The organism is Actinoplanes sp. CA-142083, from assembly GCF_050942195.1.
Lineage (GTDB): Bacteria > Actinomycetota > Actinomycetes > Mycobacteriales > Micromonosporaceae > Actinoplanes.
The window spans coordinates 6,325,773-6,345,595 of record NZ_CP192076.1 but is presented as its reverse complement, the minus strand read 5'-3'; the positions used below and the strand labels follow the sequence as shown (position 1 = coordinate 6,345,595).

Sequence of the window (19,823 nt, the reverse complement as noted above, 5' to 3'; positions counted from 1 at the left end):
ACGGGCGGGTTGTCCCGCCGCGTTGTTCCGGGCGGGTTGCCTTGCCGCGTTGTTCCGGGCGGGTTGCCTTGCCGCGTTGTTCCGGGCGGGTTGCCCTGCCGCGTTGTTCCGGGCGGGTTGCCCTGCCGCGATGGGTCGGGCCGGCTGTCCCGTTGCGCATCCCCCATGGCGTTCGCTGCCTCCTCGCGGCACCCCGGGCGGCGCGCGGCCCCCGGCAGGCTCACCGTCATCCGGGGCGGGAGTCACGCATCGGCTATCGGGCGCGGATTCACCCTGCGGGGTGACAAGTTCAGACCGGGGGAGGGGTCCGCGCGGGGACCTTTCCGTTCGGGGACGGCGCAGATTTGCGCGCGGGCGGGAAAATCGAGTGCGACATCCGTACGATATCGGCGCCTTGAATTTCCTCGACCAAGTGCTCGAACGCGTTGTAGAAAGCGAGCTCGTCGCCGCGGTGAAGGCGCTCGTTGCGCACGAAAGGCTCGACCGACGCCCACGTGCGCGGCGCCCGGTAATGCACCGGCAGGATCGCGAGCCGCTTGTCGACGAGGTCCAGCCCGACCAGGTAGGCGACCTTCTGATAGAACGTCAGGATCGACTCGGCCTCGTCGCGCAGGGCCCGTGGGAGCTCGTTGAAACGCAGGCTCGGATCCTGTTTCGGCAACTCCTCCCAGAGGTGCTCCTCGGAGCGCAGAAAATCGGGCGAGCGCATGATCCAGAGAAAGTCGACGGCCGGGAGTTGATGCGCCAGCCTGGCCAGCCGGATCTGCCGGATCGCGAAAGTCGACGACATGGTCAGCGCCAGCAGCGACGCCAACACCGCGGCGAAGTTGAGCGAAATCGGCACTGTCATGACCGCATGGTGTCAGCGTGCCGCTACTTCGTGTCGCTCTCGAATCGGATGTATCCGGCGGGAAAGGACCGATAGAGCGCCACCAGAGCGGCAACGACCAGGATCCCCGCCCCTAGGGGAGAGGCGATCACGGCGCACACGATCGCCGAGATCCCGCAGGCCGCGGCCGTGACGAGGTGGGCGCGCCGGGAGAAGTGGCGGCGAACGGGGGCACGCTCCACCCGCCGTACGAAAGAATTTGTTTCTGTCCACCGCAGCGCGACCGGCTCGGGGACGCCGGCCAGATAGAGGTCGCCGGCCCCGGTGCGCGCGGGCCGGGGCGCAACGTCCCAGCGGTTGGCAAGAAACCCGGCCAGGAGCAGCACGACCGTGGCGATCGGCAACCATGTCGAGCCGCCGGGCATCCAGTCGGCGATGACCGCCACGGCCAGGATCACGTAGGCGAGCAGCACCACCCGGTGGACGTGCGCGAACCGGGCGCCCCGCCGCAGCTTGGCCGCCGACATCGGGTCGTAGGGCAGCTTGATCCGGGGGCCGCCCAGGCGCAGCGGGCCCCAGTTGCGATCGCACCAGACGACCTGCTCGTCCCCGGTCGTGAGCGCGACCGGCGGGATCCGCAGATGAGGCACGGACTCCTTGGGAACCAGGAGATTGACCAACGCCGAGGTACCCCCGTTACAGTGCCGCCGCGGACAGCGTTGATCGTCTCATCGAGGATCGGTGAACGAGACCGGCTTGCCGGTGGCGCGGGCGTACGCGATCTCCCTGCTCGTGGACTCGCCGATATACCCGCCGGGGTTGACGACCAGGACCCGGTCAGCCAGATCGATCTTGCGCAGGTGGAGGGCGTCCAGCGCGGCCTTCTGCTCGTTGGTGATCGACTCGGCTGCTTCGTGATCCTCGGCGTGCAGGAAGACGCCGGGCGCGACGACGATGACACCAGCGAAAGTCAGATCACGGTTCGCCGCCCTCATCTCGTCTGCGAAGCGGGTGGAGCCGCAGATGCAGACGATCTCAGGTCGGTCGGGCATGGCTCGGTCCTTCGGGTCGAACGGGAAACTATCGTCGAAGAGTTTGCCTCACCCGCTTCGACGTGAGGATGTAGGCGATCAGCACGATATTCGGCGCGGTGTCGATCACGACGCCCACCGTCGACTTCATGTGAAAGGCGTGCCACGTCACCAGGAAAACTATCGACAGGATGTTGAAGATGACGCTGTGTACGATCGCGGAACGTTTCCTCTTCGTGATCAGCATGAACAAGAGAACCGTGTAGAGGATCAGCAGCAGATTCGAGATGACATAGAAGGTCAGGGCGTACGCCGGCACGAAAGTTGCCAGTCCGGCCAGCGACGGATCGGCGCCGATGATGAGCGACGCGATGGTCAGCTCCAGCCCGTGCGCCGCCAGCACCGCCAGCACGATGACGTAGACGAGAAACCAGCCGCGAACACGAAGCATGGCTTCATGCTTCGGCTCGCCGGCCGGGCCGCCAATCGTGGTAGCACCCGCGGCGTGGTGGTGTTACCTCCACCGGCTCACGGGTTCGCCAGGTAGGCCGGCAGCTCATGCCCGTCCCGGCTGACCAGCACGCCGGTCCCGATGCGCCACGGCCCACCAGCAAGCGCTCGCCCGCTATGAGTGTTCACGACGCGGTAGTAGCCGTCCCCCACGTGCTGGAAGCGCCACAACCCGTCGAGCGCCCGCGTCCGGTTCGCGTCGGCGATCAGCACCGGACCCACCGGCTGGAGACGGAACTCCTGGCATGCCGTGCCGTTCGCGGTGACCGTCTGGATGAGGTCACCGGTGCAGGCGGCCGGCTGGAGCACCCGCCCGTTGAGCTTGCTGCGGATCACCGACCAGCCGTCGCCGGCCGGGTCGATGGCGAACTGCTGGCAGTCGTTGTGCAGCCAGCCCCACTGCGCCACCCGCGCCCCGTCCGCGTTCACGCACGCCGCGACCTCGGCGACCTTGTTGCTGAACCGGTTGCCCAGGCTCACATATCCGGGATCCCGCTCGTCGAGCCGCCACTGCGCGCACGTGTCGCCCGGCGCCGCGGCCAGCGCGATGTCGGCGCCCTCGTAGCCGCACGACGGATTGGAGATGACCCGCCCGTCGGCCCGGCTGACCAGCGTCATGTACGCCGGCCCGTGCCCGACCGCGCGGCTCCCGGTCAGCGGGTCGCCCAGCGCCGGCCAGCCGCCGTCCCAGCGCAGCGGTCGCACGCTCAGCCGGGGTGTGCCGTTGTCGTACAGGTCGTAGTAGTGGTGGAAGTAGAGGTTTCCGGAAACATCGCCGCCGCCAGGGCCGCGGAATTCGTTGTAACCGCGCAAAATTTCGCTGCCGCCGCCGGAAAGCATCGGCACCCCGGCCCGGTCCACATAGGGCCCGGTCACGCTGGCCGACCGCCCGACCACGACCCGGTAGTCGCTCTCCACCCCGCGACAGCAGTAGTCGAAGCTGGCGAAAAGGTAGAAGAACTTTCCGTGCCGCACGATCGACGCGCCCTCGATCGAAGCGCCACCACGCGACGCCAGCGAGAACAGCGAAGGATCCCCGGCCAGCCCGGTGGCGGCGTCGAGCCGGCGCATCTTGATGCCGTCCCAGAACGAGCCGAACGCGAGCCACTGCTGTCCGTTGTCGACGACCACCTCGGGGTCGATCGCGTTGAAGTTGTCGCCCGCGCCCGACCGCAGCACCATCCCGCGATCCACCCAGCGGTAATCGGGGCTGGCCGGGTCGAGCGTGCGGTTGGTGGCCAGCCCGATCACCGAGTTGTTGGTCCCGAACGACGAGGCGGCGTAGTACAGCCGGAACTCCCCATGGGAATACGTGATGTCGGGCGCCCAGAAGTCGCCCGGCGTGATCCCCAGCTCGTCGACGACCCAGGCGGGCGGCGTGGTGAACACCGGCCCGAGAAACTCCCAGTGCACCAGGTCGGCCGACCGCCGCATCGGCAGGTAGGTCCGCGTCCCGATGTCCCCGGTGATGAAGCTGTAGTAGTACCGCCCCTGCCGGATCACCGTGGGGTCGTGCGCGATCGGATCGTCGGCGATGCGACCGGCCGGTTTCGTGCCGTGCGCGACGGCCTGCCCCGGCATCACCGCGACCGATCCCACGATCAAGAGCAAGATGGCGTACGCCCGGCAGACAGCTCTCCGCATGCGCTGATCGTCGTCAATGCCCCGCGGAAACACCAGCGAAAGTCAGATGTTGAACGCGGCGGCCCCGTGGACCGCCGCGCCCGTCGTGTCAGGTCAGGTCACGCTGCAGGAGACCGTGGGCCACGTCCGCGAGCCGTTGGTCTGGATGGTGACGCCCCAGTTGTTGCCGGCGCCGTTGGGTTTCGCGACCAGCACCTGCGAGCTCGGGTAGCTGGCCGTGATGTTCCAGGTCGCGATGATCCTCTCGGGGGAGGGGACGTTCATCGTCACGGTCCACGAGTTGGAGCCGGTGACCGAGACGTTCAGGTTGTACCGGTCGCTCCACGAGGAACCGGCCGACAGCGACGCGGTGCAGCTACCGCCGCCTCCGCCACCCCCTCCGCCTCCGCCTCCGCCGCCGCCACTGCCGTCGGGCGCCACGGCCCGGCCGGTCGACGGCGAGATCATCCCGGCGCACAGGTTCTTGCTGGCGAGGGTCTGCGCGATGCGCGGGATCGCAGCGAGGGTGTTCGCCGGCCACTCGTGCATGAGGATGATCTGCCCGTTGGTCAGGCGGGCGTTGGCCGCGACGATCGCGTCGACGCTCGCGTTGTTCCAGTCCTGCGAGTCGACGTCCCAGATGATCTGGGTGAGGCCGTATTTCGCCTCCACCGACTGCAGGGTCCCGTTGGTCTCGCCGTACGGCGGCCGGAACAGCTTGGGCGTCCCGCCGCCGGCGTTGGCGATGGCCGCCTGTGTTCGCGAAATTTCCGAGTCGATTTGCGCCTGGCTCTGCTGCACCAGATGCGGGTGGGTGTAGCTGTGGTTGCCCACCCACATGCCCGCGCTGACCTGCGCCCGCACCTGCGCCGGATAGGCGGCCGCGTACTGGCCTTCGTTGAACATCGTGGCCCGCAAGCCGTTGGCGCGCAGCGCGTTGAGGATGGCCGGCGTCTTGTCGTTGGACGGCCCGTCGTCGAAGGTCAGCCCGACGTATCCGTTGCAGGTGGCGGCCTGCGCGGGGGCCTGGAGGGCGGCGAGCGTGCCCGCCATGGTGAGAGCGGCGACGGCAAGCCCGGTGAGAAGGGAACGCTTCTTCATGGGTCATCTTTCTCGTGACGGCCGGCCGAGGAAGAGCCGGCGGGAGGCCTCCTGACAAAGGGGGACGGGCAGCCTGCATCGAGCCGGCTGGTGGAGGCCGGCTTGAGAGCAGGGTGAATCAGGCCGTCACAAGGGCGGCGACCTCGCGGTGAATCCGGGTCCGGGGACGACCCGCATCGACGGTTATCGAGTTCCGTCGATGGCGCCAGTATTGGCCCGCGCGCATCGCCGTGTCAACAACTTCCGGTGAGTGACCGAAACTTTCGGAGACTCTGACGTTAGTGTCAGGAGGCGTAGCGGCGCTCGGCTCGCGCGCGGGCCTTGGCCGCCTCGACCTCGCGATTCTTCGCCGGAGCGGTCGTCACGAGGGCGCCCAGCAGGTCGGCCGTGGCGGCGGCGACGGCCGCGACGGCCTGGTCGAAAGCCTCTTGATTGGCCTGGGACGGGCGGGTGGCGCCGGCGACCTTCCGCACATATTGCAGGGCGGCGGCCTGGATCTCCTCGGACGTCGCCGGCGGCTCGAAGTTGTGCAGTTGGTGGATGTTGCGGCACATCGCGTGGCTCCTCCTCGCTGGGGTTGCGGCCCAACCTACGCCGAAGGTGCGACAAAATTTCGCCCGCCGCCGAAGCCTCCCGCGCCTACCGTGGTCGCCATGCCCGACTTCCGCGCGCTGCACCGCCCCGGAGATCCGCTGCTGCTCCCCAACGCCTGGGATGTCGCCTCGGCGCTGGCCCTCGAGCACGCCGGTTTCGCGGCGATCGGCACCACCAGCCTGGGCGTCGCCGCCGCGCACGGGCTCCCCGACGGCCAGGCCCAAGGCCAAGATCAAACCCTTGCTCTCGTACGGGCTCTGCACGGTCGCCTGCGCGTCCCGCTGACCGTCGACGTCGAGGGCGGCTTCGGCGGCACTCCCGGCGAGGTCGCCGCCCTGGCCGTGGCCCTGCACGACGCGGGCGCCGCCGGCATCAACCTCGAGGACGCCCGCCCCGGCGCCGGGCTGGCCGGCCCCGCCGAGCACGCCGCCCTGATCGCCGCCGTCAAGGAAAGGTGCCCGGACCTTTTCGTCAACGCCCGCACCGACACTTTCTGGAGCGGCGCGAAAGATGTCGGCGAAACCCTCGCCCGCGTCACCGCCTACCTCGACGCCGGCGCCGACGGCATCTTCCTGCCCGGGATCGAGAAGGACGACGACATCCGCGCCCTGGTGGCCACGAAAGCCCCGCTCAACGTCCTCCTCCTGCCCGGCATGACGGTCGGCCACCTGGCCGGCCTGGGCGTGGCCCGGATCAGCACCGGCTCGCTGCTGTTCCGCACCGCCCTCGCCGCCGCCGTCACCACCGCCCGCGAGATCGCCGCCGGCGCGCCGGCCCGGGCGGCCACGATGTCCTACGCCGAGGTGAATGCCCTCTCGCCGGCGGAGTCGTAAAGTCGGCGTCAGGCCTTGTTCTCGTGACCCGTGCCGCAGCCCGGGGCCGGGTCGCGCAACCGGGCCCGGGGAGGGACATGGCCGTTCATCACCGTCGCGGGAGCTGAGCCCGGCATGGCCAGGCCAGGCCGCGCGGTCACCGAACGGGAGATCCTCGACGCCGCCCTGGGTCTGCTCGACACCGGCGGCCGGGAGGCGGCCTCGATCCGCCGCATCGCCGCCGCGGTCGGCGTCGCGCCCAACGCGGTCTACACGTTCTTCCCCGACCGGACCGCAGTCGAGTTCGCCCTGGTCGAGCGACTGCTGGCCGCCGCGCGAACCGGCGGAGTCGGGGGCGGTGGGGGAGCCGGACGGACCGGGGAAGCCGGGCAGACAGGGGGCGCCGAGGGAGCCGGGCAGACCGGAGGAGCCGCGCAGACCGGGGGAGCCGGGCCGGTCGGGGGCGCTGGGGGAGCAGGGCGGACCGGGGGAGGGGGCGGCTGGCGCGCGGGGGTCGAGGCGGTCGCGCTCGACCTGCGGGAGCGCCTGGTCGCCCACCCCGGTGCCGTCCCGCTCGTGCTCAGCGTCCCGCTGGACGGCCCGCACGCCCGGCGCATCGCCGACCACCTGCTGGACCTGCTCGGCGGGAGCGGCCTCGATTCGTGGTCGGCGGCGCGAGCCTCGTACGCGATCATGGTCTTTGTCCTGGGCGCGATAGCGCTGGAAACTTTCGACGTCCCGCGCGCCATGGTCGGCCCGATCGGCGCGGAACGCTATCTCTGGGGCCTGCGGCGGGTGCTCGACGGGGTCGAGGCCGAAGCGAAACTACACTGAGAAAGCATGGTGCACTGGTACGAGTCGTCGATCGACCGGCAGCTGCGCGAGGCTACCGAGCGCGGCGAGTTCGACAACCTCGAAGGGACCGGAAAGCCGCTGCGTGGCCACGGCCGGGACTACGAGGAGGACTGGTGGGTCCGGGACTGGCTCGAGCGTGAGGGCGCGACCGCGGGCGTGATCCCGCCGACCCTCGCCCTGCGCCGCGAGCTGGAGGACCTCGAGGCCCGCACCGACCGCCTGCCGGCCGAGCGCGACGTGCGCGACTACGTCGCCGAGCTCAACGAGCGCATCCGCAAGGCGAACGTCGGCCTCCTGGACGGCCCGCCGGTGGTGCTCCCGCCCCAGGACCCCGACCAGGTGGTCACGGCGTGGCGGGAGCGTCGCGGCTAGCCCTGGACCTTGAGCGGGTCGCCGGTGAGCGTGTCGCAGCGGACGAAGGAGAGCTGGATCTTCGCGTCCGTGAACCAGAGGATCGGCAGCGTCAGCGGCGGCGGCTGCTCGGGCGTGAAGACCACCGGGATCACGCCGAAGAGCTTGCCCTCGAAGCGGGACGTGTAGAACTTCACCGTCCCGGTTGTCGTGAGGTCCTTGCTGGTGATGACCGTCTTGCCGCCGCTCACCTCGTCGATGGTGAGGCTGAACGGCTTGTTCGTCGCCTTGTCCATCGTGAACTTCAGCGCCTTGTACGATCCGCCACCGGTCGTCGGCATGTCCACGACGCCGTCGTAGGTCGAGTTGTACATGGTGAGCGAGTCGACCTCCATGAGGCCCGGCTTCTTCGCCACCGTCGGGATGTCGTCGGCGCTGGCGACCTTGCCGTAGACGCGGGCGCCCAGGCAGGGGATCTCGTCGTCGGTCGCGCTGGTCTCCACCGCCGCCGGCTTGGCCGCGGTCGTGGTCTTGGTGGGGTCGGCGGCCGGCTCGGTCGTCTTGGTCGGGTCGGCGGCCGGTTCCGTGGTCTTCGTCGGGTCGGCGGCCGGCGCGGTGGTGGCTTCCGACGATGCCTGCGACGTGCTCGGAGCCGACGTCTCCTCGCCGATGCCGAGCAGGTTGCTGACGCCGTCGACGAAGCCCTCGATGCCGTCGGAGATCGGGTTTCCGCCGTCATCGGCCGGGGCCGTCGTGGGGGCGGCGGTGGTTGCCTCGGTCGTGGGGTTGGCCGGCTCGGTGGTCTTCTCGGCGGCGGGGGTCGTCGGCTTCGTGGCGTCGTCGCCGGCGGCCGGGGTGGTGGGCTCGGTCGTGGGCTTGGCCGGCGCCGAGGACCCGGCGACCGACCGGGAGGGCAGGCCCTCCGGACACTCCGCCGCGCTGGCCTGCAGGTTGGCGCCGGCGACGATCGTCGCTATGACGGCGACCGGGACCATGGCCGTCGCCATCACCTTGCGGTTGCGCCCGAGTCCCTGAAGCCCGGCACGCCGCGAGGGCCGCGGCGCCGCGAACGACGCGGACCGCACCTCCTTCTCCTCGTGCGGCCGGTCGTCGTGTCCCGCGATCTCGATCTGCTGGGTCTCCTCGATGTCCTCACGGCGCCGGTCGTTGAAGATGTCGTCGCCGACGTCGACCGGCCCGTCCTCCTGGTGGTCGGTGGGCTCGCCGGTGGGCGGCGCTGCGTTGCCCTTGCCGGGCCGGTTGCGCGGCGGGCCCCAGGCGATGACCAGCGCGCCGCCGAGGATGCCCATCAGCATGCCGATGAAGAAGCCGCCGAGGTTGAGCCCGATGAAGCTGTAGAGCGCGGCGAGCAGCGCGACGATGCCGTAGAAGAGCCGCTGGGCCGGGGTGAACCAGACGAGCAGGCCGCAGAGCAGCAGGATCGCCGGGATCAGGTAGGAGAGGAAGCCCTGCGGGCCCAGGTGGATCTCGATGCCGCCGATCGCCATGTTCGCGCTGAGGAACAGCTCGACAGCCGACAGGATCAGGAGCAGGCCGCCCCAGAACGGGCGGCGACGCCGCCAACGGCGGAACTTGCCCCAGAAGTTGTCGGTCGCCACGTGTTCCTCCACAAAGAGCTTGCAAAAGAGAAAGATGAAACATGAACAGGGCCCGCGGGACAAGCCCCGCGAGCCCCGCGTGTCAGATCAGAAACATTCCTTGCCGTCACCCACGTGCAGCTTGAGGGACATGCCCGTGAGCTTGAACGTGTGAGCCGTCGTGGAGTACGCGACCTGGTGCAGGCCCTCGATGGTGACGTGCTCGGCCTCCTGGCCGAAACCGCCTCGCGCGCCATGCGTGTCGAAGCCGTCCTTGTTGAGCTTCGAGGCGTCCGTACCGATGTTGATGTCGGTGAAGGTCGCGTCGCCGCTGAGCTCGGACATGCCGATCAGCAGGTTGTCGGCGACGACCGGGTTGTTGTTCTTGCCGGCTTCGATGCGGAGAACGACCGGCCCGACCGCGACGGTCTGGCAGAGGTTGTAGATCTCCGCGTGGTTGATGCCGGACATCGCAGCCGGGGTGGTCGGCACCTCGTTGCCGTTGGCGTCGACCGTCTTCAGGATGCTGCTGTACTGGGTGAAGCCGGTGCCCTCGAGCCGGTCGGCGGAGAGCTTGAACTGCGTGCCCGAAATCGAGAAGCTGGCGGCGACGGCGCCCGACGCGACACCGGCCACCAGGACGCCTGCGGCAACGATGGGAAGACCCACCGCCACGCCGAAGCGGCGCCAGTTGGTGCGCCCCTCCATCGCGTCGCCTTGCGAATCCACCACGGATCCTCCTATGGAAAGTCAGACGGCTCGCAGGCCACACCGCCATGGGCTCGCATCGACGGGCGACCCTGTCGATCAACCGCCAGCAGAGAGGTCCGTCGATGCCGTCGTTTAACGTGCGGGAAATGTTGCCGCCCCTGCTCAGCGGTTACAAGTGCCAGAGCTACCAGTCAGTAACCCAGCTCACTGGATATTGATCACGCACAGTGACATTCGTCATTCGATCTGCCGGATTTCCCGGCTTAATCTGGACAGAACCGCGCTCGATGTCCGATGTGACGGTCACCACGTGTATATGAAGCATCTAAGGTTACGGATCGGTAACGAAACCCAGGAAGAACTCAGATTCCGGTGCTACCGACTAGAGGTCTGACCAATGAGGGGATCTTGGGGATGGCAAGGGAAACACACGGGGGCGCGCTGGCCCGGCTCAGCGGCGTGCTGATCCTCATCGGCGCGCTGGTCGGGGTCGCGGCGATACCGGCCGGGATCGTGCTGACCTCGGCCGCGCACTGGTCCGACCAGCAGCGCGCCGAGCTTCCCGAGCAGCTCCTCAACCCGCCCACGGCCCAGGTCACCCGCGTCTACGCGAACGACGGCAAGACGCTGATCACCACGTTCTACGACGAGGACCGGCACGACGTCGCGCTCGGCCAGATCGCCACCGTCATGCAGCAGGCGATCGTGGCCGCCGAGGACGTGCGCTACTACCAGCACGGCGGCGTCGATCTGAAGGGCGCCGTCCGCGCGCTGGTCACCGACGCGCGCAGCGGCGAGGCCGAGCAGGGCGCCTCGACGCTGACCATGCAGGTGGTGCGCAACGTCCTCAAGGAAGATCCGACGCTGACCGCCGCCGAGCGGGCCGACGCGACCGCCGACACCCCCGAGCGCAAGCTCAAGGAGATCCAGTACGCGATCGAGCTCGAGCAGCGCCTCACCAAGCAGCAGATCCTGCAGAACTACCTGAACATCGTGTACTTCGGCGACGGCGCGTACGGGGTGGAGGCGGCGTCCCGGCGCATCTTCGGGGTCACGCCGTCGCGCCTCGACCTCGCGCAGGCCGCGATGATCGCCGGCATCGTGCAGTCACCCGACGCCGACAACCCGATCAGCGGCGACAAGGCCAAGGCCAAGGCCCGTCAGCTGTACGTGCTGGGAGCGATGCAGAAAGCCGGGATGATCACCGCTGCGCAGCAGAAAGCGGCCGCCGCCGAGAAGCTCACGTTCTCCGGCAAATCGCAGCCGAACGGGTGCGTGGACGCCTCCGGCAAGGCCGACGGCTGGGGCTTCTTCTGCGACTACGTGCGCACCTGGTTCGACTCGCAGGCTCAGTTCGGCAAGACCGTCACCGAGCGCGACACCGCCCTGCGTCGCGGCGGCTACACCATCGTCACCACGCTCGACCCGGACGTGCAGCAGGCCGCTTCCGAGCAGTCCCGCGCCGTCTACGGCCTGAACAGCAAGAAGGTCCTGCCGATCGCGGTCGTGCAGCCCGGCACCGGCAAGGTCCTGGCGCTGGCGGTCAACCGGCACTACAGCACCGCGAAAGGCACCTCCAACACGGTGAATCCGCTGGTCAGCGGCGGCACCAGCCTGCACGGCTACCCGTCCGGCTCGACCTTCAAGATGTTCACCATGCTCGCCGCCCTCGAAGCCGGCATGCCGCTCGACACCGGCTTCGACTCGCCGGCCAAGCTGCCCACCGAGTGGCCCGACAGCGGCCCGGACAGCTGCAACGGCATGTACTGCCCGGGCAACAGCAACCCCGCCTGGATGGACGGCTACCGCACCATGTGGAACGCGTTCGGCCGCTCGGTGAACACGTACTTCGTGCACCTGGAGGAGCAGGTCGGCCCGGCCGCCGCGGTCGCCGAGGCCAAGAAGCTGGGCATCAGCTTCAGCTCCCCGTCCGACGCCGCGCTGGCCGCGAAGCCGGACGGCTGGGGCTCGTTCACCCTCGGCGTCATCGACACCACCCCGCTGGAGCTGGCCTCCGCGTACGCGACCGTGGCCAGCGAGGGCACCTACTGCTCGCCGCTGCCCGTCCAGTCGATCACCGGGCCCGACGGGCAGAAGGTCCCCGTCTCGTCCAGCTGCAAGCAGGTCCTCGACCCCGAGGTCGCCCGTGCGGCTACCGACGCGGCCCGCTGCCCGGTCGGCCAGCAGAGCTCGTACGGTGAATGTGACGGTGGCACCGCCACCCAGGTCGACTCGATCATGGGTGGCCGGCCGGTGGCCGGCAAGACCGGCAGCACCGAGGACAACCGCACCGAGACGTTCGTCGGGTTCACCCGCACCGCGGTCGCGGCCGGCATCGCGGCCGACCCGGTGACCCCGTCCGACCACGTCGGCAGCGCGGTCGAGACGCAGGTGGTCACGGCCGTCGGCCGTACGCTGAAAATCGCCGTCGGCGACGGCGACTATCTCGATTTCACCTCGCCCGGCGCAGAGATCGCCCTGGGTAACTGACGTCTTAGGAATGGGCGGTCACCTGCCGATTTGACCGGAGTGACCACCGACGAGCGGGCACGCCTGGCCGCCCTGCACGAGTACCGCCTGCTCGACGCCCCCGCCGGCGACGAGCTGGAGGCGGTCGTGCGGGTGGCCGCGTCCGTCGCCGGCGTGCCCACGGCCACGCTGAACCTCATCGACGAGAACCGGCAGTGCCAGCTCACCACCACCGGCTTCGAGGGCGGCGACTCGCCGCGCGAGGACTCGATGTGCGCGGTGCGCTTCGAGCGGGGCGAGTTCGTCTACTTCCCGGACGCGCGCAGCGACCCGGCCTACGCCGCGAACCCGTGGGTGACCGGCGTGTACGCGAACGTCCGGTTCTACGCGTCGGCGCCGCTGGTCACCCCGCAGGGCCACGCGCTCGGCTCGCTCTGCGTCTTCCACGACGAGCCGCACGAGCTGACCACCGATCAGATCGAGCGGCTCAAGGACCTCGCCCAGGTCATCCTCGCGCTGTTCGAGCGGCGCCGGCAGGCCCGGCACAACGCCGAGCTCGCCGCCGACCTGAAGCACGCCAACGCCGAGCTGCGGCGCTCCAACACCGAGCTGGAGCAGTTCGCGGGCGTGGTCAGCCACGACCTCGCCGCCCCGCTCAGCGTGGTCGGCGGCTACCTCGAAGTGCTCGGCGACCGGCTCGAAGGCGATGCCGAGGCCACCGGCTGGGTCGGCGCCGCCCGTCGCGCGGTCGGCCGGATGTCCGGGCTGATCACGTCCCTGCTCACGTACGCGCAGGCCGGCAACGCGCCGTGCCGGTTCGAGCCGGCGGGCCTCGGCGACCTGGTCGAGCTGGCCCTCACCGACCTGCGCGCCGCGCTCGACGGCGCTATCGTCACCGTCGCTCCCGGCCTGCCCGACCTGGACTGCGATCCCACCCTGATCCGGCAGCTGCTGCAGAACCTCATCGGCAACGCGCTCAAATACCGTCACCCCAACCGCGTCTGTCACGTCACCGTCGACGCGCGGCGCGAGGGCGCCGTCTGGGCGGTCACGGTCGCCGACAACGGCGTCGGCATCCCCGCCGACCAGCGGTCCCGGGTCTTCGAGATGTTCGCCCAGATCGACCGCGCGCCCGGGAACGGCTTCGGCGTCGGCCTGTCCACCTGCCAGCGGATCGTCGACCGGCACGGCGGCCGGATCGCCGTCACCGACACGCCCGGCGGCGGGACCACTGTCACGTTCACCGTCCCGGCCGTCGCCGGGGTCCCGGCGGGCCGCCGATGAATCTCCAGCGCCGCGTCGCCGCCGGCTTCGGCGTCCTTTGCGTCCTGTTTCTAGCGCTCGTGGCGCTGCAACTCGTCGTCGGCGACCGCCTCCAGGCCCGTCACGAGGAACGGGTCGGCCGGATCGAGCGCATGATCGACGAGAACCGGCAGTTCCTGCAGTACATGACCGACGCCGAGACCGGGGTGCGCGGTTTTCAGCTCACCGGCGAGCGCGCGTACCTCATGCCCTACGACTCCGGGCGCGCCGGCGCGTTCGTCGCGCTCAACCGGCTCGGCGCCGCTGCCGCGGGCGCCGACGATCTGGGCGGGTTGGTGACGGCTGAGCGGGTGGCGGGGGATCGGTGGCTTTACGCGTACGCGATCCCGATCGTCAACGCCGGAGTCGCGGACGCGGATGCCGGGCGGGCCGCCCACGGCAAGGCCATCTTCGACCAGCTGCGCGCCGCCAACGCCGCGGTCTCGGCCGAGCTGGAGGCCGAGCGCGTCGCGGTGGTGGCCGCCGACCGCCGGGACATCCGCCGGCTGCACCTGCTGTTCGGCCTGCTCGCCGTCCTCGTCATCGGCACCGGCCTGGGCGTGGCCTGGCTGCACGAGCGCCATCTGGTGCGCCCGCTCGAGCACGTCCGCCACACGCTGCGCCGCCTCGCCGACGGCGAGCGCTCGGCCCGGGCCCGCCCCTCCGGCCCACCCGAGATGCGCGCCGTCATGGGCACCCTCAACGACCTCGCCGCCGAGACCGAGCGGCTGATCACCGCCGAGCAGGCCCGCGCCGCCACCGGCGAGCTGCGCCAGCACGTGGCGGCCGAGCTGCGCAGCGACCTCACCCCGGCCGAGGCCGGCGAGCGGGTCGCCCACATCGTCGCGGAGGCGCTCGGTGGCGACGCCGTCCACGGCCAGGTCAGCCTCGGCCACGCCGCCGGCGTCACCGTGTCCTGGCCGCCGGACGCGCCGCCGCTCGACGCCGCACTGGTCCGCGAGATCCGCGCCGGGCAGCCGTACGCGGTCCGCGAGCTGGCCGGCGGCCTGGCCGTCGCCCTCAGCGGCGACGACGACTGCCCGCCCGGCGTCATCCTGGTCGCCCGCGCCGGTCCGTGGAGCGAGAGCGAGCGCGACCTGCTCGACAACCTCGCCCGGGAGATCGACCACGGCGTGCGCCAGGCCCGGCTGCGCCTGAGCCAGTCCCGCCTGATCAGCGACCTGCGCGTGCTCGACGAGCAGAAGGACGTCTTCGTCTCCACCGTCACGCACGAGCTGCGCACCCCGCTGACCAGCATCCTCGGCTACACCGAGATGCTCACCGACGGCGCGGACGGCGACCTCTCGCCGGCCCAGCGGCGCGGCCTCTCGGCCATCCTGCGCAACGCCCACCGCCTGCAGGCGACGGTGTCCGACCTGCTGCTGCTAGACCGCACCAACGAGAGCATCGGCGGGGAACCCGGCCCGGTCGACCTGGCCGCCATGGTGGCCGGCGTCCACGACGACACCGCGCCGTCCGCCCGCGCCAAGAACGTCGGCAGCCACCTGGAGGCCGACCCGGTCTGGGTGCACGGCGACGCCGTCCAGCTGGAGCGCGCGCTGCGCAAGCTGGTGGACAACGCCATCAAGTTCACGCCCGCCGGCGGCCGCTTCGAGCTGCGGCTCGCGTCGCACGGCGCGAACGCGGTCCTCACCGTCACCGACACCGGAATGGGCATCCCCGCCGACGACCTGCCGGGCCTGTTCACCCCGTTCCACCGCGCCACCAACGCCATGGACCAGGCCGTGCAGGGCCCGGGTCTCGGCCTGGCGATCGTCCGCAACATCGTCATCGACCACGGCGGCACGGTCGCGGCCCGCTCGTCGCTGGGCAACGGCTCGACGTTCACGGTCACGCTGCCGGCGCTGATCCCGGCGCACGTCCCCTCGGCCTGACCCCAGCCGCGGGTCAGCGCTGGAGCGGGCTCGGCATCGGTTCCGGCCGCAGTCCCCGGGCCAGCGCGTCGGCGATCTCGTCCCGGCGCCGGAGCGCGGCCCGCCAGCCGACGACCTCCTGCGCGATCAGGGTCTCCCCCGGGGCGGTGGCCTCGACCGTCCACGGGCGGCGGAAGAGCACCCGCGCGACCACCGACACCGCCAGCAGAAGCAGCACGATCATCCCGTCGAGCACCAGCAGCAGGAGCGGCAGCAGCACCCACCAGAACAGCACCGCCGCCAGCACGAACCCGATGAGGATGAAGGCGATCACCGCGAGCTCGTTGTCCAGGCTGAAGAAGCCACCCCCGCCGCCACCGCCGCCCCCGGAAGGGGGAACGTTGCTTGCGACCTGCATGGTGCCGTCGACGACGTCGCCCGGGGTCTCGGTGCGCTTCGAGCGCCAGCCGCCGAAGCGTCGCGCGAGAATCCGCCAGCGCGGCGCCCACACGACGCGCACGCTCCACGCGGTGCCGGTGGGGGACGTGACGCCGACAGTTCGCATGCCTTCAAGATAGATACCGGCCACAATCGGGAGTCATGCCCATCGGCCGACTCCACCACGTGATCATCGACTGCCCCGAGCCGCTCGCCCTGGCCGCCTTCTACAGCGAGCTGCTGGGCCGGCCCATCACCTACTCCGACGACGACTTCGCCGTCGTCTCCCTCGACAACCGCACGTCGGGGCTGGCCTTCCAGCGATCTGGAGACCAGCGGCCGGCCACCTGGCCCGACCCGGCGATCCCGCAGCAGATCCACCTGGATGTGATGGTCGACGACCAGGCAGTGGCGCACGAGCGCGTCCTGGCACTGGGTGCGACGGCGCTTGCCGGGGGCGACCACGTGTACGCCGATCCGGCCGGCCACCCCTTCTGCCTCATCCCACGGCCGCACTGGGCGCCGCCGGTCGAGGAGTAGACAGTGTCTACGCAAGGTGGTAGACACTGTCCATGCAAGCGGGGGATCTTGAGTCGCGGCTCGTGGCGGCGGGCGTGGAGTTGCTCGCCGAGGCCGGCACCGACGCGCTGTCGTTGCGGGAGATAGCCCGGCGGGCCGGCGTCTCGCACGGCGCGCCGCGGCGATACTTTCCCACGCACCAGGCGTTGCTCGCGGCGATCGCGCGGGAGGGCTACCGCCAGCTCGGCGCGGTGGTCGGCGAGACCATCGGCGAGAGCGGCGCCGAGCCCCGGGCGGCGCTGCTCGCGCTCGGCCGGCGGTACGTGGATTTCGCGAAAGACGAGCCCGGAATGTTCGCGCTGATGTTTCGCCACGATCTGCTCCGCGGCAACAACATCGGGCTGCGTGAGGAGAGCACGCCGCTGTTCGGCGTACTCGTGAAACTGCTGACGCAAGCCGGCCTGCCGCAACCCACCGCCGGCGCCGCGGCCCTGTGGGCCGCCCTGCACGGGATCGCCCAGCTCTGGCACTGGGGGACGCTGCAGGTGGTGACCGGGTTCGACGCGCCGGAACCGCTGCTCGTGGCCGCCGTCGACGCCCACCTGAAGGGCTGACGCCATGCTCGCCGCCGCGCTGAGACCGATCCTGCTGCCGCTCTCCCGGATCGCTTTCCGCCCCGACGTGCACGGCGCCGCGAACGTGCCGCGCGCCGGCCCGGTGATCCTGGCCGCCAACCATCTATCTTTCGTGGACAGTTTCCTGATCCCGCTGATGACGCCGCGCCGCGTTTCCTTCCTCGCCAAGGAGGAATACTTTCGCGCCGGCGGCCCGAAACAATGGGCGACCCGCACGTTCATCACCGGCATCGACGCGATCCCGGTCCCGCGCGGCGGTTACCGGGCGGCGCAGGAGTCCCTCGAGGTCGCGTTGCGGGTGCTCAAGGACGGCGGTGCGTTCGGCATCCACCCGGAGGGCAGCCGCTCGCGTGACGGCCGGCTCTACCGCGGCCGCACCGGCGTCGGCTGGCTGGCGATCGCGTCGGGCGCGCCGGTCGTCCCGGTCGCGCTGCTCGGCACCGACCGCATCCAGCCGGTCGGCGCAAGTTTCCCGAAACCGGGAAAGCTCACCGTGCGCTTCGGCGAGCCGATGTTTTTCACGCCTCCGCCGGGCGGCCGGCAGGGCCCGGCCCGCCGCGCCGCCACCGACGAAATCATGGCCGCGATCGCGAAACTGTCGGGCCAGGAAGTCGCGCCGGAGTACAACGAACTTTCCGGCGGCCAATGAGTTCCCGGCCATTCGGCGCGGCCCGAGCACCTTCGTTGCGCCACCTCGTCGGGCTGGGCCGCGCCGGCGTTGCGGCGCGGCGAGCGCTGGCGGCGCCGGCATTGCGGCGCGGCCAGCGTCAGCCGAGCCCCAGCAGCGGCCCGGCCTCGCGGAAACGTTGCGTGTTGCCGAGGATGTCGGTCGAATCGACGGCCTGGTCGATCGTGCCCGGCAGCTTCGGGATCTCCTGCCGGCGGCCGACCCGGTCGATGACGCCGAGCAGCACCGGATCGGTGATCTCGCCGGTCAGCGCCACCGTGAAGCGGTCCGCGGCCAGCACCCGGATGTCCCGCGTGTAGAACTGACGCGACGACGGATCCAGCGCCGGGCCCAGCCCGAGCTCGTTGGTCGCCGCGGCGAGCGTGCTCCCCGCCGTGCCGATCATCTCCTCGCGCTCCCGCCAGCTCTCCGCCGTCATCGCCGCCTTCAGCGGCGCCGCCAGCCGGGCGGCGAGCGAAAGTTCGCCGAAAGCCCGGCCGAACCATTTCGCGTACGGCGCCCAGCGCCGCTCCACGAGGAAAGCGAGCCGCATCAGCTCCCGGACGAGCCGCGCGGCCAGGACCCGAGAGCCGATCTCGTCCCCGGTCGAGCCGGTACGCGCGACGAAAGCCTCCTCCTGCGAAACCTTCAGCCACCCGGCCGCCAGGGCGTAGCGCCACACGTCGTCGGGATACCACGCGATCGCCGCCCGGCGGCGGGCCAGCTCACCGTCCGGGTCGTGGAAGACCGCGCCGCGCGTCAGGCTCGCGAAAACTTGCGTGGGCGTGAGCAGCCAATCCGCGATCGTCACCCCGTTGCCGGGATCGAAGCCGAGCAACCCCGCGAAAAACTCGCCGACAGTTTCGTGGCCGGCGCGGAAAACTTGCACCCGCTCCCCGAAGTCGTGGTCGGGCGACACGTCGTCGTCGTATCCCAGCACTTCGGACCCGGGCCCCAGCAACGCCGCCGCGTGCGGCACCCCACGCAAGCCCGGCGCCACCGACGACAGGTAATGACGTCGCGAAATTTCCACCCCGTTCACGACCCCAGAAGTAGCACCTCCGGACGAAAAGTGCGTCATCGTTTTCCGGGCCGGGTGAAGCGTCAGCTCCCATGAAGTGCTTGGCAAGGCGCCTCACCGCGGCAATGGTCGTGCCACTGATCCTCTGCAGCCCGGGCCCGCTGCCGGCGAGGGCGGCCGCACCGGCGAGGGCGGCCGCACCGGCGCAAGCCGTCGCACCGGCGCAAGCCGTCGCACCGGCGCAGGCCGCCGTGCCCCGGCGGCCGAACTTTCTCGAGCGAGCGACCATGCCGGAGCGGCCGGTCCACGAGGAGAGCGGCCCTCTCCGGATCATGCCGCTCGGCGACTCGATCACGTGGGGCGTCGGCTCGAGCAGCAACGACTCCTACCGCGGCGACCTGCTCCGGCAACTCACCAGGGCCGGACTGAGCGTCGATCTCGTCGGCTCGCAGCGCTCCGGCGCCTCTCGCGACCTCGACCACGAGGGCCACAAGGGCTGGACGATCGCCCAGATCACCGCCCACGTCGACGAGTGGCTCGCCGCCTACGAGCCGGACGTGATCCTGCTGCACATCGGCACCAACGACATGGCGCGCGGCCGTCGCCAAGCGCCGCGCGACCTCGGAAAGTTGCTCGACCGCATCGCCGCCGACCGGCCCGGGGCGCAGGTTTTCGTCGCGAAGATCGTCGGGCTCGGCGACTATCCCGGCGTCGCCCGCCAGGCACGCCGGACCACCGGCTACAACAAGGCCGTCGTCCGGATCGTCGCCGCCAAGGGCCCTCGCTTCCACCTCGTCGACCAGAGCCACGTGCGCGGCGCCGACATGTGGAACCGCCTTCACCCCAGCGACGAGGGCTATCGGAAGATGGCGCGCAACTGGTT

General features: G+C 70.5%; 20 protein-coding genes and 1 pseudogene. 10 read left to right on the top strand and 11 right to left on the bottom strand.

Features of this window, described 5'->3' with window-relative positions; translation table 11 throughout:
• Positions 1–289: 289 nt before the first annotated feature.
• The 7 genes from ACQPZX_RS29105 to ACQPZX_RS29075 all read right to left on the bottom strand — a co-directional run bounded on the left by ACQPZX_RS29105 (position 290) and on the right by ACQPZX_RS29075 (position 5,648).
• Complete coding sequence (locus tag ACQPZX_RS29105; protein WP_433361767.1) at positions 290–850, bottom strand: hypothetical protein; 561 nt, start codon at positions 848–850, stop codon at positions 290–292.
• A 23-nt stretch (positions 851–873) separates the two neighbouring features.
• Entirely contained in the window at positions 874–1,479 is a 606-nt protein-coding gene (locus tag ACQPZX_RS29100) for a hypothetical protein (RefSeq protein WP_433361764.1), read from the bottom strand.
• Between the two features lie 78 nt (positions 1,480–1,557).
• Complete coding sequence (locus ACQPZX_RS29095; protein WP_433361761.1) at positions 1,558–1,881, bottom strand: hypothetical protein; 324 nt, start codon at positions 1,879–1,881, stop codon at positions 1,558–1,560.
• 28 nt (positions 1,882–1,909) lie between these two features.
• Positions 1,910–2,311 (bottom strand): hypothetical protein, encoded by a 402-nt coding sequence (locus ACQPZX_RS29090; protein ID WP_433361758.1) that lies wholly within the window; start codon positions 2,309–2,311, stop codon positions 1,910–1,912.
• 77 nt (positions 2,312–2,388) lie between these two features.
• A complete protein-coding gene (locus ACQPZX_RS29085; RefSeq protein WP_433361755.1) occupies positions 2,389–4,014 on the bottom strand; it encodes a family 43 glycosylhydrolase in 1,626 nt (541 codons plus the stop codon).
• Positions 4,015–4,107: 93 nt separating this feature from the next.
• Entirely contained in the window at positions 4,108–5,094 is a 987-nt protein-coding gene (locus ACQPZX_RS29080) for a polysaccharide deacetylase family protein (protein WP_433361752.1), read from the bottom strand.
• A gap of 284 nt (positions 5,095–5,378) precedes the next feature.
• Positions 5,379–5,648 (bottom strand): DUF2277 domain-containing protein, encoded by a 270-nt coding sequence (locus ACQPZX_RS29075; RefSeq protein WP_433361749.1) that lies wholly within the window; start codon positions 5,646–5,648, stop codon positions 5,379–5,381.
• A gap of 99 nt (positions 5,649–5,747) precedes the next feature.
• Here ACQPZX_RS29075 and ACQPZX_RS29070 point away from each other — a divergent pair, with 99 nt between their 5' ends.
• The 3 genes from ACQPZX_RS29070 (at position 5,748) to ACQPZX_RS29060 (ending at position 7,727) form a co-directional block, all read left to right on the top strand.
• Positions 5,748–6,521, top strand: coding sequence for an isocitrate lyase/PEP mutase family protein (locus ACQPZX_RS29070; protein ID WP_433361746.1), 774 nt, complete (start codon positions 5,748–5,750; stop codon positions 6,519–6,521).
• Positions 6,522–6,635: 114 nt separating this feature from the next.
• On the top strand, positions 6,636–7,334 hold the full coding sequence (locus ACQPZX_RS29065) for a TetR/AcrR family transcriptional regulator C-terminal domain-containing protein (RefSeq protein ID WP_433361743.1): 699 nt from the start codon (positions 6,636–6,638) through the stop codon (positions 7,332–7,334).
• A gap of 6 nt (positions 7,335–7,340) precedes the next feature.
• Complete coding sequence (locus tag ACQPZX_RS29060; RefSeq protein ID WP_433361740.1) at positions 7,341–7,727, top strand: DUF1992 domain-containing protein; 387 nt, start codon at positions 7,341–7,343, stop codon at positions 7,725–7,727.
• Here the strand turns inward: ACQPZX_RS29060 and ACQPZX_RS29055 are convergent.
• Together ACQPZX_RS29055 and ACQPZX_RS29050 are read right to left on the bottom strand one after the other, a co-directional pair.
• Positions 7,724–9,325, bottom strand: a complete 1,602-nt coding sequence (locus ACQPZX_RS29055; RefSeq protein WP_433361737.1) for a DUF6114 domain-containing protein — start codon at positions 9,323–9,325, stop codon at positions 7,724–7,726. The genes ACQPZX_RS29060 and ACQPZX_RS29055 overlap by 4 nt on opposite strands.
• An 87-nt stretch (positions 9,326–9,412) precedes the next feature.
• Positions 9,413–10,036, bottom strand: coding sequence for a DUF6230 family protein (locus tag ACQPZX_RS29050; protein ID WP_433361734.1), 624 nt, complete (start codon positions 10,034–10,036; stop codon positions 9,413–9,415).
• A 393-nt stretch (positions 10,037–10,429) separates the two neighbouring features.
• Between ACQPZX_RS29050 and ACQPZX_RS29045 the strand changes: the two genes are divergently transcribed.
• From ACQPZX_RS29045 to ACQPZX_RS29035, 3 genes are read left to right on the top strand one after another with little or no spacing between them, the layout of a single operon-like run.
• Positions 10,430–12,505, top strand: a complete 2,076-nt coding sequence (locus ACQPZX_RS29045) for a transglycosylase domain-containing protein (RefSeq protein WP_433361731.1) — start codon at positions 10,430–10,432, stop codon at positions 12,503–12,505.
• 39 nt (positions 12,506–12,544) lie between these two features.
• Positions 12,545–13,768 carry a sensor histidine kinase gene (locus tag ACQPZX_RS29040; protein WP_433385482.1) on the top strand — a complete coding sequence of 408 codons (1,224 nt, stop codon included), beginning with the start codon at positions 12,545–12,547 and terminating at the stop codon, positions 13,766–13,768.
• Positions 13,765–15,681, top strand: a complete 1,917-nt coding sequence (locus ACQPZX_RS29035; protein WP_433361728.1) for an ATP-binding protein — start codon at positions 13,765–13,767, stop codon at positions 15,679–15,681. Before ACQPZX_RS29040 ends, ACQPZX_RS29035 begins: the two co-directional genes overlap by 4 nt.
• Before the next feature lie 13 nt (positions 15,682–15,694).
• Here the strand turns inward: ACQPZX_RS29035 and ACQPZX_RS29030 are convergent, their stop codons facing one another.
• The gene (locus ACQPZX_RS29030; RefSeq protein ID WP_433361725.1) at positions 15,695–16,225 is read right to left on the bottom strand and encodes a hypothetical protein; all 531 of its coding nucleotides are present in this window, start codon (positions 16,223–16,225) and stop codon (positions 15,695–15,697) included.
• A 35-nt stretch (positions 16,226–16,260) separates the two neighbouring features.
• Here ACQPZX_RS29030 and ACQPZX_RS29025 point away from each other — a divergent pair, with 35 nt between their 5' ends.
• From ACQPZX_RS29025 to ACQPZX_RS29015, 3 genes are read left to right on the top strand one after another with little or no spacing between them, the layout of a single operon-like run.
• Positions 16,261–16,638, top strand: coding sequence for a VOC family protein (locus ACQPZX_RS29025; protein ID WP_433361722.1), 378 nt, complete (start codon positions 16,261–16,263; stop codon positions 16,636–16,638).
• 32 nt (positions 16,639–16,670) lie between these two features.
• Positions 16,671–17,231 (top strand): TetR/AcrR family transcriptional regulator, encoded by a 561-nt coding sequence (locus ACQPZX_RS29020; protein WP_433361719.1) that lies wholly within the window; start codon positions 16,671–16,673, stop codon positions 17,229–17,231.
• A 4-nt stretch (positions 17,232–17,235) separates the two neighbouring features.
• Positions 17,236–17,901 (top strand): lysophospholipid acyltransferase family protein, encoded by a 666-nt coding sequence (locus ACQPZX_RS29015; RefSeq protein ID WP_433361716.1) that lies wholly within the window; start codon positions 17,236–17,238, stop codon positions 17,899–17,901.
• Positions 17,902–18,019: 118 nt separating this feature from the next.
• On the opposite strand, the gene ACQPZX_RS29010 is transcribed toward ACQPZX_RS29015, so the two are convergent.
• The gene (locus ACQPZX_RS29010) at positions 18,020–18,961 is read right to left on the bottom strand and encodes a DUF4037 domain-containing protein (RefSeq protein WP_433361713.1); all 942 of its coding nucleotides are present in this window, start codon (positions 18,959–18,961) and stop codon (positions 18,020–18,022) included.
• Between the two features lie 71 nt (positions 18,962–19,032).
• On the opposite strand from ACQPZX_RS29010, the pseudogene ACQPZX_RS29005 reads away from it, so the two are divergent.
• Positions 19,033–19,758, top strand: a pseudogene (locus ACQPZX_RS29005) (SGNH/GDSL hydrolase family protein); the annotation flags it as partial.
• Positions 19,759–19,823 lie beyond the last annotated feature (65 nt).

Coding starts and splice junctions, on each gene's coding strand:
- ACQPZX_RS29105 (WP_433361767.1), bottom strand. CDS start 850: ATGACAGTGCCGATTTCGCTCAACTTCGCCGCGGTGTTGGCGTCGCTG.
- ACQPZX_RS29095 (WP_433361761.1), bottom strand. CDS start 1,881: ATGCCCGACCGACCTGAGATCGTCTGCATCTGCGGCTCCACCCGCTTC.
- ACQPZX_RS29090 (WP_433361758.1), bottom strand. CDS start 2,311: ATGCTTCGTGTTCGCGGCTGGTTTCTCGTCTACGTCATCGTGCTGGCG.
- ACQPZX_RS29085 (WP_433361755.1), bottom strand. CDS start 4,014: ATGCGGAGAGCTGTCTGCCGGGCGTACGCCATCTTGCTCTTGATCGTG.
- ACQPZX_RS29080 (WP_433361752.1), bottom strand. CDS start 5,094: ATGAAGAAGCGTTCCCTTCTCACCGGGCTTGCCGTCGCCGCTCTCACC.
- ACQPZX_RS29075 (WP_433361749.1), bottom strand. CDS start 5,648: ATGTGCCGCAACATCCACCAACTGCACAACTTCGAGCCGCCGGCGACG.
- ACQPZX_RS29070 (WP_433361746.1), top strand. CDS start 5,748: ATGCCCGACTTCCGCGCGCTGCACCGCCCCGGAGATCCGCTGCTGCTC.
- ACQPZX_RS29065 (WP_433361743.1), top strand. CDS start 6,636: ATGGCCAGGCCAGGCCGCGCGGTCACCGAACGGGAGATCCTCGACGCC.
- ACQPZX_RS29060 (WP_433361740.1), top strand. CDS start 7,341: ATGGTGCACTGGTACGAGTCGTCGATCGACCGGCAGCTGCGCGAGGCT.
- ACQPZX_RS29045 (WP_433361731.1), top strand. CDS start 10,430: ATGGCAAGGGAAACACACGGGGGCGCGCTGGCCCGGCTCAGCGGCGTG.
- ACQPZX_RS29035 (WP_433361728.1), top strand. CDS start 13,765: ATGAATCTCCAGCGCCGCGTCGCCGCCGGCTTCGGCGTCCTTTGCGTC.
- ACQPZX_RS29030 (WP_433361725.1), bottom strand. CDS start 16,225: ATGCGAACTGTCGGCGTCACGTCCCCCACCGGCACCGCGTGGAGCGTG.
- ACQPZX_RS29025 (WP_433361722.1), top strand. CDS start 16,261: ATGCCCATCGGCCGACTCCACCACGTGATCATCGACTGCCCCGAGCCG.
- ACQPZX_RS29020 (WP_433361719.1), top strand. CDS start 16,671: ATGCAAGCGGGGGATCTTGAGTCGCGGCTCGTGGCGGCGGGCGTGGAG.
- ACQPZX_RS29015 (WP_433361716.1), top strand. CDS start 17,236: ATGCTCGCCGCCGCGCTGAGACCGATCCTGCTGCCGCTCTCCCGGATC.